Here is a 15,270-nt window from a genome sequence, read left to right as displayed (position 1 = left end):
AGGCCCGTAGGAGCGAGCAAAGCGCGCGATTGAAGCACACGCTGACTGACCTGCGACCACGGGTCAGCCAGTGACACCGAGCAACACCCGCCCCTGGTTCGGCCTGCACGGAGGCAGTTCCAGGGGCGTTTTTGATTCTGCAGAACAACAATAATCTGGGAGCCTGCCATGTCGGTCGATCCGCAAAAAATTCTCCGCGAGCTGTTCGACACAGCCATCGCTGCCGCCCACCCTCGTCAAGTACTCGAACCCTACCTGCCCGCCGACCGTAGCGGCCGGGTGATTGTCATCGGCGCCGGCAAGGCCGCAGCCGCCATGGCCGAAGTGGTCGAGAAAAGCTGGCAGGGCGAAGTCTCTGGCCTGGTCGTCACCCGCTACGGCCACGGCGCCAATTGCCAAAAAATCGAAGTGGTCGAAGCCGCCCACCCGGTCCCCGACGCCGCCGGCCTGGCCGTGGCCAAGCGCGTGCTGGACCTGGTCAGCAACCTCAACGAAGACGACCGCGTCATCTTCCTGCTGTCTGGCGGGGGCTCCGCCCTGCTGGCGCTGCCGGCCGAGGGCCTGACCCTGGCCGACAAGCAGCAGATCAACAAGGCACTGCTCAAATCCGGCGCCACCATCGGCGAGATGAATTGCGTACGCAAGCACCTCTCGGCGATCAAAGGCGGCCGCCTGGCCAAGGCCTGCTGGCCTGCCACCGTTTACACCTATGCGATTTCCGATGTACCGGGCGACCTGGCAACCGTCATCGCCTCCGGCCCCACCGTGGCCGACCCGAGCACCTCGGCCGATGCCCTGGCCATCCTCAAACGCTACAACATCGAAGCGCCGCAAGCGGTCATCGACTGGCTGAACAACCCAGCCTCGGAAACCGTCAAAGCCGACGACCCGGCCCTGGCCCGCAGCCACTTCCAGTTGATCGCCAAGCCCCAGCAGTCGCTTGAAGCCGCTGCGGTCAAAGCCCGCCAGGCCGGGTTCAGCCCGCTGATTCTCGGCGACCTGGAAGGCGAGTCGCGCGAAGTGGCCAAGGTCCATGCCGGCATCGCCCGGCAAATCGTCCTGCACGGCCAGCCGCTCAAGGCGCCCTGCGTGATCCTGTCCGGCGGTGAAACCACCGTGACCGTGCGCGGCAATGGCCGTGGCGGGCGCAACGCCGAGTTCCTGCTCAGCCTTACCGAAAGCCTGAAAGGCCTGCCGGGTGTGTACGCCCTGGCCGGTGATACCGACGGCATCGATGGCTCGGAAGAAAACGCCGGTGCCTTCATGACCCCAGGCAGTTACGCCCGCGCCGAGGCCCTGGGCCTGTCGGCCAGCGACGAACTGGACAACAACAACGGCTACGGCTATTTCGCCGCGCTGGATGCGCTGATCGTCACCGAACCGACCCGCACCAACGTCAACGATTTCCGCGCCATCCTGATCCTTGAGACTGCCCAATCATGACGCCTGATAAAAAAGTAAAGATCCTCGCCACCCTCGGCCCTGCGATCAAAGGCAAAGACGACATCCGCCAGCTGGTCGAGGCCGGTGTGAACATCTTCCGCCTCAACTTCAGCCACGGCGAACACGCTGACCACGCCTTGCGCTACCAGTGGATCCGCGAAGTCGAGCAGCAGCTCAACTACCCGCTGGGCATCCTCATGGACCTGCAAGGGCCCAAGCTGCGTGTTGGCCGCCTGGCCGAAGGCAAGGTGCAACTGCAGCGTGGTCAGTCATTGCGCCTGGACCTGGACACGACGCCAGGCAACAGCGAGCGGGTCAACCTGCCCCATCCGGAAATCATCGCCGCGCTGGAGCCGGGCATGGACCTGCTGGTGGACGACGGCCGCCTGCGCCTGCGGGTGACCGCCAAGCACGCCGACGCCATCGACACGACCGTGCTGAACGGCGGTGAGCTGTCCGACCGCAAGGGCGTGAACGTGCCGCAAGCGGTACTCGACCTCTCCCCGCTTACCGAAAAAGACCGCCGCGACCTGGCCTTTGGCCTGGAACTGGGCGTGGACTGGGTGGCCCTGTCGTTCGTGCAGCGCCCGGAAGACATCGTCGAAGCGCGCCAGCTGATTGGCGACCGCGCCTACCTGATGGCCAAGATCGAAAAACCATCGGCCGTCGAACAGCTGCAAGCCATCGCCGAACTGGCAGACGCCATCATGGTGGCCCGTGGTGACCTGGGCGTAGAAGTGCCGGCCGAAAGCGTGCCGCAGATCCAGAAACGCATCATCGGCACCTGCCGCCAACTGGGCAAGCCAGTAGTAGTGGCCACGCAAATGCTCGAATCCATGCGCTTCTCGCCGGCACCGACCCGCGCCGAAGTCACCGACGTGGCCAATGCCGTGGCCGAAGGTGCCGATGCGGTGATGCTGTCGGCCGAGACCGCCTCGGGTGACTACCCGCTGGAAGCCGTGCAGATGATGAGCAAGATCATCCGCCAGGTGGAGAACGGCCCGGACTACCAGGCCCAGCTCGACGTTGGCAGGCCAAAAGCCGAAGCCACGGTATCGGACGCCATCAGCTGCGCCATCCGCCGTATCAGCGGCATCCTGCCGGTGGCAGTGCTGGTCAACTACAGCGAGTCGGGCGCCTCCACCCTGCGTGCTGCACGCGAGCGGCCACGGGCACCGATCCTCAACCTGACACCGAACCTGAACACCGCTCGCCGCCTGAGCGTGGCGTGGGGCGTGCATTCGGTGGTCAACGACCGCCTGCGCCAGGTGGACGAGGTTGTGTCGACTGCGCTGGAGATTGCCCAGGCGCAAGGCATGGCCAGCCGTGGCGACACGTTGTTGATCACGGCCGGTGTGCCTTTTGGCAAGCCGGGCTCGACTAACACGCTGCGGATCGAGACCTTGATCTAAGCCACTGCACATCTCCTGTGGGAGCGGGCGTGCCCGCGAAGAGGCCAGCAGGGGCAACAATGTTGCCTGTACTGACGCATTCGCGGGCACGCCCGCTCCAACAGGGTCGGTGGTGCTTTACAGAACAGCGGAAAACCCGAGGCCCAAAGAGGCCCACCGCTTCCCTTCAACCTCACTGACTGCCCCATGTACACCAAAAATTTCGTCAACCCGTGCCCCGACTGGGCCACGGCGTTACTCAACGGTTTCAGCCAGGTGCTGCTGCTGCGCAACCCCCTGTGCGGCCTGTGCTGCCTGCTGGCCATCCTGCTGACCGCTCCCGACCTGGTCGGTGGTGCCCTGCTCGGCGCCCTGGCTGGCCTGCTCACCGCCCAAGCCCGTGGTTACGACCGCGCCGACCGCCAGGCCGGGCTGTACTGCTACAACGGTGTGCTCATCGGCCTGCTGATCAGCGCCGTGCTGCCGTGGTCGGTCATGCTGCCACCGCTGATCATTGCGGCAGGCGGCCTGTCCAGCATCATCACCTACCAGTGGCGCAAGCGCGGCGGCAAGCTGCTGATCGCCTACACGGCGCCATTCGTGTTGCTGGGCTGGGCCACGCTGCTGTTCGCCAGCCCTTCGCCCAGCGGCTTCGTCGAGGCCGATCCGCTGTATGCCCTGGCGCGAGGTGTGGGCCAGATTTTCCTGCTCGACCAACCTTTGGCCGGATTGCTGATTATGGTCGGCATGTTCATCGCCAACCCTTATGCCGCGATGTGGGCAGTAATCGGCTCGGCCATCGGGGGCGGGGTGGCACTGCTGGCGGACCACGCGCAGGCTGCGTGGCTGGGCCTGTATGGCTTCAACGCCGCGTTGGCAGCATTGGCCTTTAGCAGACAGGGTGAAAAGCCGTGGGTGACATTGCTGGCAATTGCCTTGGCCCTGCTGCTGCAACCGGTGTTCACGCTGCTGCCTGTGGCAGGTCTGACCGCGCCCTTTGTCGCCGCCTGCTGGCTGATGCATGCGGGCAACCATCTGGCCCAGCCCAGACAGCGCAATGCCAGCCGCTTGCACAGCTGAAACGCAACCCCTAGGCTCAGCTCATCGTTTTTGTGGACCGAGCCAATGAACAACCCTGCGAGCCTGCGTGAACGGCTCTTCGTTATCGTCTTCCAGACCGACACCGTGGCTGGAAGACGCTTCGACAAGATCCTCCTGCTGATCATCCTCGCCAGCCTGGTCACGGTGATCCTCGACAGCATCGACGAAATACACCAAGGCTACGCCGGCCTGCTCGCCGCCATCGAATGGGGCTTTACCGCGATCTTCCTGGCCGAGTACCTCACCCGCCTGTACTGCTCACCCAAGCCCCTGCGCTATGCCTTCAGTTTCTATGGCCTTGTCGACTTGCTGGCGATCGTGCCGGGGATCATCGCGCTGTACTACAGCGACGCCCAGTACCTGCTGATCATCCGGGTGATCCGGATGCTGCGGATCTTCCGCGTGCTCAAGCTCAGCCCGTACCTCAAGCAGGCCCATTACCTGATGGAGGCACTGCGCGGCAGCAAGCAGAAGATCATCGTGTTTCTGGTCACGGTCTCGACCTTGGTAACCGTGTTCGGCACCTTGATGTATGTGATCGAAGGGCCGGAGCATGGCTTTACCAGCATCCCCAAGGGTATCTACTGGGCCATCGTCACGCTCACTACCGTGGGGTTTGGCGATATCGTGCCGAAGACGCCCCTGGGCCAGGTGCTGTCGTCGCTGGTGATGATTACTGGTTACTCGATTATTGCCGTGCCGACCGGGATCTTTACCGCCGAGCTGGCCAATGCCATGCGCGGGGAGCAGTTGCAGCATGATTGCCCGACTTGCCGCAAGAAGACCCATGAGCATGGCGCGGCGTTCTGTTCCCGGTGTGGGAATGTGCTGTTCCCGAAAACCGAATAAGCAAAGAGCCATTTCGTCTTTAAAGCCCCAGGAACCAAACGCTATAGTCGCGGGCTTACTGCCAAACATCTGAACCATAACAAGGAAGCAACGTGAAAAAACTCTTCACCGCCTCGCTGCTCGCCGCAGGCCTGGCCCTGGGCAACCTCGCCCAGGCCGCCCCTACCCTGCTGAACGTTTCCTACGACGTGATGCGCGACTTCTACAAGGACTACAACCCGGCCTTCCAGAAACACTGGGAAGCCGAGCACAAAGAAAAGGTCAACGTGCAGATGTCCTTCGGTGGCTCCAGCAAGCAGGCGCGTGCAGTGATCGATGGCCTGCCGGCCGACGTCATCACCATGAACATGGCCACCGACATCAACGCCCTGGCCGACAACGGCAAGCTGGTACCGGACAACTGGGTAACTCGCCTGCCGAACAACAGCGCGCCGTTCACCTCGGCCACCGTGTTCATCGTGCGCAAGGGCAACCCGAAAGCCCTGAAAGACTGGCCCGACCTGCTGAAAGACGGCGTGCAAGTGATCGTGCCCAACCCGAAAACGTCGGGTAACGGCCGCTACACCTACCTGTCCGCCTGGGGCTATGTGCTCAAGCAAGGCGGTGACGAGGCCAAGGCCCGTGACTTCGTTGGCAAGCTGTTCAAGCAAGCGCCGGTGCTGGACACCGGTGGCCGTGCTGCCACCACCACGTTCATGACCAACCAGATCGGCGACGTACTGGTCACCTTCGAGAACGAAGCCGAAATGATCGCCCGCGAGTTCGGTCGCGACCAGTTCGAAGTGGTTTACCCAAGCGTGTCGGCCGAAGCCGAGCCACCTGTCAGCGTGGTCGACAAGGTCGTGGCGAAGAAAGGTACCCAGGCCGTGGCCGAGGAATACCTGAAGTACCTGTGGTCCCCAGCAGCTCAGGAGATCGCCGCCAACAACTACCTGCGCCCACGTGATGCAACGGTACTGGCCAAGTACACCGACCGTTTCCCGAAAGTGGACTTCCTGTCGGTGGAGAAAACCTTTGGTGACTGGCGCACCGTGCAGAAAACCCACTTCAATGACGGTGGCGTGTTCGACCAGATCTATAGCGGTCAATAACTGGGGTAAGCCTTACCGGCCTCATCGCGATCCCTGTGGGAGCAGCTTTAGCCGCGAAGAGGCCGGCAAGAGCAACATCAAACCTGGCGGAACACCAAAGCCTTCAAGCCCCCCGCCGGGTCCACATCGGGAAACTCCGGCGGGTTCTCCAACCGCTCGACAAACGCCAACGTCGGCGCCTGCTCAGCCATCCCCTCGATCAGAAACTCCGGCCCGATCCCCGGGTCGTTCACACACGCCAGCACTGTGCCCCCCGCATTCAGCAACTCCGGCAACCGCCGCAGGATCTTCGCGTAATCCTGGGTCAGCACAAAACTGCCGCGCTGGAAGGTGGGCGGGTCGATGATGATCAGGTCATAAGGCCCGTACCTGCGCACCTTGCCCCACGATTTGAACAGCTCATGCCCCAGGTAGGCCACCCGCGATGCATCGTGGCCATTCAGGCGGTGGTTATCACGGCCACGGGACAACGCCGACTTGGCCATGTCCAGGTTCACCACCTGCTCGGCGCCACCGGCAATCGCCGCTACCGAAAAACCGCAGGTGTAGGCGAACAGGTTCAACACCCGCTTGCCCGCTGCCTGCTCGCGCACCCAGCGCCGGCCGTAGCGCATGTCGAGGAACAGGCCATTGTTCTGCCGCACGCCCAGGTCCAGCAGGTAGGTCAGGCCATCCTCGACCACCTCACGCTGCTGGCACGGCTCGCCCAGTAGCCACTGGCCCGGGCTGTCGGGCAGGTAGCGGTGCTGAATGAGGATCGCCTGGCCAGACCACTGCGGGCGTTCGGCAAAGGCACGCAACATGGCTTCCAGTTCAGCCAGCTGACCTTCGGGTGGCTCGCGGAACAAGGCCACCGACAGCACACCCTGCAACCAGTCGACCGTCACTTGCTCCAGGCCCACCCAGCAGCGGCCACGGCCGTGAAACAGTCGGCGGGTTTCCTGCGGGGCAGGGTCGAACGCGGCGAGCAGGTGTTGCTCAAGGGTGTGGATCGGCGAAGTCATGGTGGGTCGCAAACAAATGAAAAGGCCGCCATTCTACCCCTTGACCGCCACTTGTGCAGAACGGAACCACCAGCCCTGCTGCATCCCCGCCGCCGCCACCAGGATCAAACCCACACCCAGCCACTGCAGCGGCGCCAGCCGATGCCCGAACGCCACCCAGTCCACCAGAATCGCCGCAATCGGGTAGATGAACGACAGCGCCCCGGTCAACGCCGTGGGCAGACGCTGGATGGCACTGTAAAGCAGCACATACATCAGGCCGGTGTGCACCATGCCCAGTGTCAACAAGCTGGCCAACGCCGGCACGTCTCCGGGCAACCCGCCTGGCCTGACCCAGGGTGCCAGCATCAGCACACCGGTGGTTACCTGGATCAATGCAATCAGGTGAGGCGGCGTGCCACTCAGGCGCTTGATGATCAGTGCAGCGATTGCGTACAAGAGCGCCGCCCCCAGCGCCAGGGCAATTCCCAGCAGATAATCCTCACCGCCACCCTGCCCCGCACCATGGGCACTGACGATGGCCAACATGCCGAGGAAGGCGACACTCAGCCAGGTCACCTTGGCCAAGGTGATTTTCTCGCCCAGGAACAGCGCCGCCAGCCCCACCAGCAGAAACGGCTGCACGTTGTACACCGCCGTGCCAATGGCAATCGACGCCCGTGAGTACGAGGCAAACAACAGTAACCAGTTGCCGACAATCGCCACCCCACTGGCAATCGCCAACAAGAACGCCGTGCGGTTGATCACTCCCGGCCGCAGAAAGCCAAAAACGGCGCAGATCACCAGCAAGGTCACGGCGCCGAACACGCAGCGCCAGAACACCACCTCAAGCACGGGCTGGCCGGACACCAGCACGAACCAGCCGATGGTCCCGGAAATCAGCATGGCAGCGACCATTTCCAGCGAGCCACGGCGCAATGAACTGTCCATCTCACACCTCCCGTTGACGATGGCAACAGTATGCGAAGGATACCGGTGTGCCATCCAGCGGATAACGAAGGCAGATTGGCCTACATGCCTTTACTATCAAGGCAAATAACGCGAATTACCTATTGAGGCGACCATGACTGACGCTATCGACCAACTCTTGATCAATGCACTGATGGAGGATTCGCGCCGCTCGCTGAAGGCCCTGGCGCAGGTGAGCGGGCTGTCCGCACCCAGCGTCAGCGAGCGCCTGCGCCGGCTGGAAGAGCGTGGCGTGCTGCGCGGCTACACCGTGGAGGTTGACCCACGCGCGTTTGGCTATCAGTTGCAGGCCATCGTACGCATCCGCCCGCTGCCGGGGCAGTTGCAGGAGGTGGAGCGGCAGATCATTGCCATCCCCGAGTTCACCGAGTGCGACAAGGTCACCGGCGAGGACTGCTTTATTGCCCGCCTGCATGTGCGCTCCATGGAACAGCTGGACACCCTGCTCGACCGCATCAATGTGCTGGCTGACACCAACACCGCAATCATCAAGAAGAGTCCGGTGAAGCGGCGGTTGCCGCCGATGGACTGAGAGGCGGCACAGGAAAACCTGACTATTTTTTTGTACACAAGAATGTCACCTTAAGTGCCATTTTTGTGTGCAAATTCTCCGGTAACGCCCCAATACGTTACACACTACCCTGCAACTAATTTTGACCATTTGATCAACTAATTATCAGTTAAAAAATTTAAACCTGTTTATTTGGTCAACTTATAATTACTACATTTCATGAACTTATCTTTTGAAGCCATAGATTCAAAATGATAGCCCTTTAACGCTTGCTCTTTCCTTGGCATGGAACTCGCTTTTGTGTCCTCGTGTTTTGTATACAAACCAAGCAAAACATAAAGACACAAGAACCCGCGACGCCGGACCAAAACCGGCCGCCGCGCCCAGAACCCTGTGATGCCAAGCTGCACTGACGAGATGGCGAGCCCGTGCGCATGCCCGCTCATCGCAGTCCATGTGCATCAGGAGCCCGCCGGAATGAGTAGCAGCCTCGACCTTGCCCCTGAACTATCCGTCGCCAGCACCCACCCTGCTTCCACACTTGACGGCAGCCAGCCAGCGCTGACCCTGAGCCCGCGCCTGCATAACCGCGACCTTGCGCCTACCCGTATCGAAGGCCGCCGCTGGGGTGGATACAGCATCTTCGCGTTGTGGACAAACGATGTGCACAATATCGCCAACTATTCGTTCGCCATGGGCTTGTTCGCCCTCGGTCTGGGCGGCTGGCAGATTCTGCTGTCGCTGGCCATTGGCGCAGCGCTGGTGTACTTCTTCATGAACCTGTCCGGCTACATGGGGCAGAAAACCGGGGTGCCGTTCCCGGTCATCAGCCGCATTGCCTTCGGCATCCACGGTGCGCAGATCCCGGCGCTGATTCGCGCAGTCATCGCAATCGCCTGGTTCGGCATCCAGACCTACCTCGCCTCCGTGGTGCTGCGCGTGCTACTGACAGCGGTGTGGCCGCACATGGCAGCCTACGACCATGACAGCATCCTCGGCCTTTCAAGCCTGGGCTGGGTATGCTTCGTGTCGATCTGGCTGGTGCAGCTGGTGATCCTGGCCTACGGCATGGAGATGGTGCGCCGCTACGAGGGTTTCGCCGGCCCGGTGATCCTGCTGACCGTCTCGGCCCTGGCGGTGTTCATGTACTTCCAGGCCGACACGCGCATCGCCTGGTCGGTGGCTACACCGCTGACTGGCTACGAGATGTGGCGCAACATCTTTGCTGGCGGTGCGCTGTGGTTGGCGATTTACGGCACCCTGGTGCTGAACTTCTGTGACTTCGCCCGCTCCTCGCCGTGCCGCAAGACCATTCGCGTGGGCAACTTCTGGGGCCTGCCGGTGAACATCCTGGTATTCGCCATCATCACCGTGGTGCTGAGCGGCGCGCAGTTCCAGATCAACGGCCAGATCATCGACAGCCCGACGCAGATCGTCGCTGCCATCCCGAGCACGCCCTTCCTGGTACTCGGCTGCCTGGCCTTCCTGATCGTCACGGTGGCGGTGAACATCATGGCCAACTTCGTCGCCCCGGCCTTCGTGCTCAGCAACCTCGCGCCGCGTCACCTCAACTTCCGCCGCGCCGGGTTGATCAGTGCCACCGTGGCGGTGCTGATCCTGCCGTGGAACCTGTACAACAGCCCATTGGTGATCGTGTACTTCCTGTCGGGCCTGGGCGCCCTGCTCGGCCCGCTGTACGGGGTGATCATGTCCGACTACTGGTTGCTGCGCAAAGGCTGCATCAACGTGCCGCAGCTCTACAGCGAAGACCCGGCCGGTGCCTACCACTACACCAAGGGCATCAACCTGCGCGCCGTGGCAGCCTTCGTGCCGGCCGCACTGCTGGCCATCGTCCTGGCGCTGGTCCCCCACTTCCAGCATGTGGCGCCGTTCTCCTGGCTGATCGGTGCCAGCATCGCCGCCGCCCTGTACCTGCTGATCGCGCCTCGCAACCGTCACTACCACGACGTCAGCGGCGAGTGCATCGCCGTCGACCACAGCAGCCATTGATCAAGGAAGACTGCCCATGCGTATTCTGATTGCCAACGTCAACACCACCGAAGCCATCACCGAGGCCATTGCCGAACAAGCGCGCAGTGTCGCCACCCCCGGCACCGAGATCATTGGCCTCACCCCCTGGTTTGGCGCCGAGTCGGTGGAAGGCAATTTCGAGAGTTACCTGGCTGCCATCGCCGTGATGGACCGGGTGCTGGCCTATGAAGGCCCCTACGACGCCGTGATCCAGGCCGGCTATGGTGAACACGGCCGTGAAGGCTTGCAGGAGCTGCTGAACGTACCGGTAGTGGACATTACCGATGCAGCCGCCAGCACGGCGATGTACCTGGGCCATGCTTACTCGGTGGTAACCACCCTGGACCGCACCGTGCCACTGATCGAGGACCGTTTGAAGCTCTCCGGGCTGTACGAACGCTGTGCCTCGGTAAGGGCCAGCGGGCTGGCCGTGCTGGAACTGGAAGAAGACCCGCAGCGTGCGGTGGAAGCCATCGTGGAGCAGGCAGAGCGAGCCGTGCGTGATGACAAGGCCGAGGTGATCTGCCTGGGTTGCGGCGGCATGGCCGGGCTGGACGAGCAGATCCGCCAACGCACCGGCGTGCCGGTGGTGGATGGGGTTAGCGCGGCGGTGACCATTGCCGAGTCGCTGGTGCGCATGGGCTTGAGCACCTCCAAGGTACGCACCTATGCCACCCCACGGGCGAAGAAGGTGGTGGGTTGGCCGATGCGTTTCGGGCGCTGAATCTTTAGCTGCCTTTACCGGCCTGTTCGCGGGTAAACCTGCGAACAGGCCGGTAAAGGCCAACTCATCATTCGGGCCAACGCAGCACTACAACCTCATGTCGGGCAGCTCTGCGCACCGTCATTCAAACCCTGGCGCACATTGCGGCTAAGCAGGCTGGCCTTGCCGTCGTGCCAGGTCAGGGTCAGTACATAGAGGGTATCGAAGTCATCGCCATTCCAGTCATCGGTAATCACCCGCTCTTCACCCAGCGCCTTGCCGGCCACGGTATTGATCAACTCCGGGAGGTAACCATGCGACCAGGCGGCGTAGATGGTTGCATTGCGGTACTTGTCGCTCAGCAGCTCGTCAGCCAGTTCGGCGGTGTCGTTGGCGCCATAGTCGATGTTCACCGGCAGGCCCAGACGGATGGCGCTGGGGGTAATGGTCATCAACGGGCGGATATAGCTGTAGCTTTCGTCCTTGCTGCCTTCCTCGACATGCCGCGAAGGGTTGGCAGCAAACACGTAATCGGCCTTGCCAAAGCGCTCGGGCAACACAGTGGCCAGGTCCAGCGCACGGTTCAGGCCTTGGCAGTTCAACTGGCCCAGCCCCTCGCCCGGTTTCTCGGCATGGCGCAGGAACACCAGGGTCTGGGTGCCATCCACCGGTTGCGCACGGCTTTCGACAGCCTCCAGCGCCAGCGGTACGGCAACAGCCGTAAGCACCAGGCTCAGCAGCAAGTGACGGCGACGGCGGAAGAATGTTGGCAACTTCATCAAGGCAGGCTCGTGTGGCAAAGAAAATCGCGTCAACCCGCCACATCGCCCCATCAGCTGCAGGGCGCCCTTGTAGTGAATGCCATCCTTGGCAACGAGTGAGGGTCAGAGTGCCCTGAACCCGTTTGGTTCCTCCCTGGAGGTATATGCCGTTCCCTAGGCAAGGCCCAGATTAGCGGATGGGTGTTGCGCAATTGTGTAAGCTGCAAGAACCTGGGGTTGCAATGCAGCAGCTCAATCATCCCGCGTCAGCACTTCCAGCAATTCGATCTCGAAGGTCAAATCCGAATTCGGCGGAATCGCCCCCACGCTGCGTTCGCCATAACCCAGGTGCGCCGGTACCAGCAGCTTGCGCTTGCCGCCAACGCGCATGCCCATCAGGCCTTGATCCCAGCCTTTGATCACCCGGCCGGTGCCGATCACGCACTGGAACGGCTTGCCGCGTGACCAGGACGAATCGAACTCGCTGCCGTCGGCCAGCCAGCCGGTGTACTGGGTGGTGATCAGGGCGCCTTTGACGGCGGCTTTGCCATCACCCTCCACCAGGTCGATGATCTGCAATTCTTGGCTCATGGGCACGCTCCAACGCGGGAAAACAAAGCCGCCCTTTTCTCAGGAATGCACCGGTTTTGCAAGTTTGCACGGTGTTTCATGCCGCCGATTCGAACCGGGACGCGATGAGCAATCAGCTGTTCTGCTCGAACACCTCTTGGCCAGTCAATTCCTTGGTCTGGTTGGCGAACAGGGAAAGAGCCAGCCAGTATAGATGCCTGAACGGGCCTCAGAAGTAGACGGTACCGCGCAGGTACAACGCCGCCCGTCCGCTGATGATTACCCGGCCATTGCCCGGCACTTCGCACTGCAGCTGCCCTTTGCGCGCCCCGCCCTGCTCACAGCTGAGTACCCGCTTGCCCAAGCGCTCCGCCCACACCGGTGCCAGCGAAGTGTGGGCCGAACCGGTTACCGGGTCTTCATTCACGCCAACCCGCGGGCCGAACCAGCGGGTGACGAAATCAAAACCACGCCCTGCCGCTGTCACGGCAATACCACGCACGGCGAACGTGTTCAACGCAACGAAGTCCGGCTTCAGGGTGTCGAGGATCAACGCATCATCGATCACCACCACATAGTCGTCGCTTTGGTACAACGCCTGTGCCTGGTTCAAACCCAGCGCTTGCAGCAACCCTGCCGGGATATCCACTGCAACCGGCTGCTTGGCCGGGAAGTCCATCGCCAGCAGCCCGTCAGCGCCACGGCTGACGCGCAACTCGCCGCTGCGGGTGTTGAAGCGCAGCACCTGCGCCTGCTCGCCCAGTTGCTCGAACAGCACATAGGCCGAGGCAAGCGTGGCATGGCCGCACAGGTCAACTTCTACAGTCGGGGTGAACCAGCGCAGGTCGTAGGTTTCACCATTGCGCACGAAATAGGCGGTTTCCGACAGGTTGTTCTCTTCGGCGATGCGCTGCAGCACATCGTCCGGCAACCAGCTTTGCAGCGGAATCACGGCGGCCGGGTTGCCACCGAACGGTTCGGCGGAAAAGGCATCGACCTGGAAGATGTCGAGTTGCATGCACACACTCCTTGTTGCCCGGGTGTTGCCAGGCAGATGGCTGATATAGGTTTACGGGCGAACCGGGGTCAAGACGGGCTCATCTGCAAAGAACGCCTGCAGGTTACGCAGTACCAGGGTTACCGTGTCGCGTGCGGCCTCCGGCGATTGGCCGGCCACGTGGGGCGTGAGCACGGTGTTGCCAAGCGTCTTGAGGGCGTCGGGCACGGCCGGTTCGTCATCGAACACATCCAGCGCGGCACCTGCCAGCTGGCCCTGCTGCAGTGCGACCACCAAGGCGTTGGTGTCGACCACGCTGGCCCGGGCGATATTCACCAGATAGCCCTTGCCGCCCAGCGCCTCCAGTACCTGGGCATCGACCAGATGCTGGGTATTGGCGCCACCGGGGGTGGCCACGACCAGGATGTCGACGGCCGCGGCCAGGTGCAGCGGGCTGTCGTACCAGGTGTAAGGCACACCTTTGCGCGGCGTGCGGCTGTGGTAGCTGACGGGCATGTCGAAGCCCAGGTTGGCGCGCTTGGCAATGGCCTGCCCCACCGCCCCCAGGCCAAGAATGCCCAGGCGCTTGCCACTCACCGAGGGGCTGATCACCCGGTTCCACTCGCCGCGGCGGGTGCTGGCATCCGCACGGGGAATATCGCGCAGCAGTGCCAGCACCAGGGCCAGGGTGTGGTCGGCGACCGCGCTGGCATTGGCACCCGCGCCGTTGGTGACGGTGATGCCGCGAGCGGCGGCGGCAGCCAGGTCGACTTGCTCGTAGCCGGCACCGATCACGCAGATGATCTGCAGGTTGGGCAACGCGTCGATTTCGGCGGCCGTCAGGCCCAGCGGGCCGCGCGTGAGCACGGCATCGATTCCACTGGCATGGCGCTGGATGGCGTCGGCGCGCAGTTGCGGTGAGGGGGCGCGGATCAGGTGGTAACCGGCCTGCTCCAGCAGCGGCAGGTAATCATCGACGGTTTCCACCAGCACCAGGACTGTCTTGCGCATGCCACCTCCGTTTTCTTGAAGTGGCATTATGCGGAGTCACCGTACAGTACAGTCAATCGGTAATTGCGCGGGAAACTGTACTGCATCGGTGGAGTGTGAGATGAGATTGTGTAACGGCTGGGGCGTCCGCCTTTAGAGGCGTGCCGCTTGGGAGATCGAGCGCCGCCCGCGCGGCGCATCGCGAGCTGCGCTCGCTCCTACGTTTGTTTCGGGCCAGTCAATCCTGGGGGGATTCGCGCGCGAACGCTTTGGCGCATGGCACAGTATCGAGTCGTACAAACAAGGCGGTCGCGCGCGCCTGGCACAGGCATCACTGGCCTGAAACAAACGTAGGAGCGAGCGCAGCTCGCGATGCGCCGCGCGGGCGGCGCTCGATCTCGCACACCCCAAAAAACTCACGACGAACCCAAAAAACGCATTACTGAGCGAATGCGCGCCCCAAGCCACCGGGTACACCGCTACTGTCGGTTTCCTGCCAAGGCCCATTAGGGCTCAGCGACCAGCTCCAACCGTTATCAAATCGGTAATAGGTACGCTGCCGATAGAACGTATTGGGCTGCTTCTCCAACACATATACCCCCAGCTTGGGATCCCAGTGGCTGGCCCCGCCAGGCGGTGGCGCAAAGCTGGCCGAGGTACGCGGCATCGGTTTGGGAATCGCCGCCGGCTTGCTCGGTTGGGTCGATGGCTGCCCGCCCGGCAACGGCTTGACCACCGGCCCCTGTGGCGGCACGCGTTCAATCGGGGGTTCAGGCTGCTCATACGGCTGATGCACCGTACACGCAGACAAACCCAGGGCCAGGGTAATCAGGGTCAGGCGGACGGTGCTGTGCATGGC

15 protein-coding genes are annotated in these 15,270 nt (G+C 62.5%); 8 read left to right on the top strand and 7 right to left on the bottom strand.

Translation table 11 applies throughout. From position 1 onward, the window contains the following. Positions 1 to 168: 168 nt before the first annotated feature. From D8767_RS09540 to D8767_RS09520, 5 genes are all read left to right on the top strand, one after another. The gene (locus D8767_RS09540) at positions 169 to 1,443 is read left to right on the top strand and encodes a glycerate kinase (RefSeq protein ID WP_025754769.1); all 1,275 of its coding nucleotides are present in this window, start codon (positions 169 to 171) and stop codon (positions 1,441 to 1,443) included. Beyond that, positions 1,440 to 2,855, top strand: coding sequence for a pyruvate kinase (gene pyk, locus D8767_RS09535; RefSeq protein ID WP_016711741.1), 1,416 nt, complete (start codon positions 1,440 to 1,442; stop codon positions 2,853 to 2,855). The genes D8767_RS09540 and pyk overlap by 4 nt, the downstream gene beginning before the upstream one ends. A 186-nt stretch (positions 2,856 to 3,041) precedes the next feature. Further along, complete coding sequence (locus D8767_RS09530) at positions 3,042 to 3,914, top strand: urea transporter (protein WP_016711742.1); 873 nt, start codon at positions 3,042 to 3,044, stop codon at positions 3,912 to 3,914. A 45-nt stretch (positions 3,915 to 3,959) separates the two neighbouring features. Beyond that, entirely contained in the window at positions 3,960 to 4,784 is an 825-nt protein-coding gene (locus tag D8767_RS09525) for an ion transporter (protein ID WP_016711743.1), read from the top strand. Between the two features lie 92 nt (positions 4,785 to 4,876). Continuing rightward, positions 4,877 to 5,875, top strand: a complete 999-nt coding sequence (locus tag D8767_RS09520) for a sulfate ABC transporter substrate-binding protein (RefSeq protein ID WP_016711744.1) — start codon at positions 4,877 to 4,879, stop codon at positions 5,873 to 5,875. Positions 5,876 to 5,952: 77 nt separating this feature from the next. Here the strand turns inward: D8767_RS09520 and D8767_RS09515 are convergent, their stop codons facing one another. Both D8767_RS09515 and D8767_RS09510 read right to left on the bottom strand, forming a co-directional pair. Next, entirely contained in the window at positions 5,953 to 6,879 is a 927-nt protein-coding gene (locus tag D8767_RS09515; RefSeq protein ID WP_016711745.1) for a class I SAM-dependent methyltransferase, read from the bottom strand. A 33-nt stretch (positions 6,880 to 6,912) separates the two neighbouring features. Beyond that, entirely contained in the window at positions 6,913 to 7,809 is an 897-nt protein-coding gene (locus tag D8767_RS09510; protein ID WP_016711746.1) for a DMT family transporter, read from the bottom strand. Between the two features lie 133 nt (positions 7,810 to 7,942). On the opposite strand from D8767_RS09510, the gene D8767_RS09505 reads away from it, so the two are divergent. The 3 genes from D8767_RS09505 to D8767_RS09495 all read left to right on the top strand — a co-directional run bounded on the left by D8767_RS09505 (position 7,943) and on the right by D8767_RS09495 (position 11,114). After that, positions 7,943 to 8,380 carry an Lrp/AsnC family transcriptional regulator gene (locus D8767_RS09505; RefSeq protein WP_016711747.1) on the top strand — a complete coding sequence of 146 codons (438 nt, stop codon included), beginning with the start codon at positions 7,943 to 7,945 and terminating at the stop codon, positions 8,378 to 8,380. Positions 8,381 to 8,836: 456 nt separating this feature from the next. Next, positions 8,837 to 10,369, top strand: coding sequence for an NCS1 family nucleobase:cation symporter-1 (locus D8767_RS09500; RefSeq protein WP_016711748.1), 1,533 nt, complete (start codon positions 8,837 to 8,839; stop codon positions 10,367 to 10,369). A 16-nt stretch (positions 10,370 to 10,385) separates the two neighbouring features. Further along, positions 10,386 to 11,114 carry an aspartate/glutamate racemase family protein gene (locus D8767_RS09495; protein WP_016711749.1) on the top strand — a complete coding sequence of 243 codons (729 nt, stop codon included), beginning with the start codon at positions 10,386 to 10,388 and terminating at the stop codon, positions 11,112 to 11,114. 95 nt (positions 11,115 to 11,209) lie between these two features. Here D8767_RS09495 and D8767_RS09490 read toward each other — a convergent pair whose 3' ends face one another. The 5 genes from D8767_RS09490 to D8767_RS09470 form a co-directional block, all read right to left on the bottom strand. After that, complete coding sequence (locus D8767_RS09490; RefSeq protein ID WP_016711750.1) at positions 11,210 to 11,872, bottom strand: hypothetical protein; 663 nt, start codon at positions 11,870 to 11,872, stop codon at positions 11,210 to 11,212. 234 nt (positions 11,873 to 12,106) lie between these two features. Next, positions 12,107 to 12,445 carry an FKBP-type peptidyl-prolyl cis-trans isomerase gene (locus tag D8767_RS09485; RefSeq protein WP_003254365.1) on the bottom strand — a complete coding sequence of 113 codons (339 nt, stop codon included), beginning with the start codon at positions 12,443 to 12,445 and terminating at the stop codon, positions 12,107 to 12,109. Between the two features lie 208 nt (positions 12,446 to 12,653). Beyond that, positions 12,654 to 13,442 (bottom strand): PhzF family phenazine biosynthesis protein, encoded by a 789-nt coding sequence (locus D8767_RS09480; protein WP_016711751.1) that lies wholly within the window; start codon positions 13,440 to 13,442, stop codon positions 12,654 to 12,656. A gap of 51 nt (positions 13,443 to 13,493) precedes the next feature. Beyond that, positions 13,494 to 14,432: a 2-hydroxyacid dehydrogenase gene (locus D8767_RS09475; protein WP_016711752.1), complete on the bottom strand. Its 939-nt coding sequence runs from the start codon at positions 14,430 to 14,432 to the stop codon at positions 13,494 to 13,496. 418 nt (positions 14,433 to 14,850) lie between these two features. Next, on the bottom strand, positions 14,851 to 15,267 hold the full coding sequence (locus D8767_RS09470; protein ID WP_016711753.1) for a hypothetical protein: 417 nt from the start codon (positions 15,265 to 15,267) through the stop codon (positions 14,851 to 14,853). Positions 15,268 to 15,270: the final 3 nt, after the last annotated feature.

Source organism: Pseudomonas sp. LTGT-11-2Z (assembly GCF_003691445.1).
Taxonomy (GTDB): Bacteria; Pseudomonadota; Gammaproteobacteria; order Pseudomonadales; family Pseudomonadaceae; genus Aquipseudomonas; species Aquipseudomonas monteilii.
This window is presented reverse-complemented; position numbering and strand designations above follow the sequence as displayed.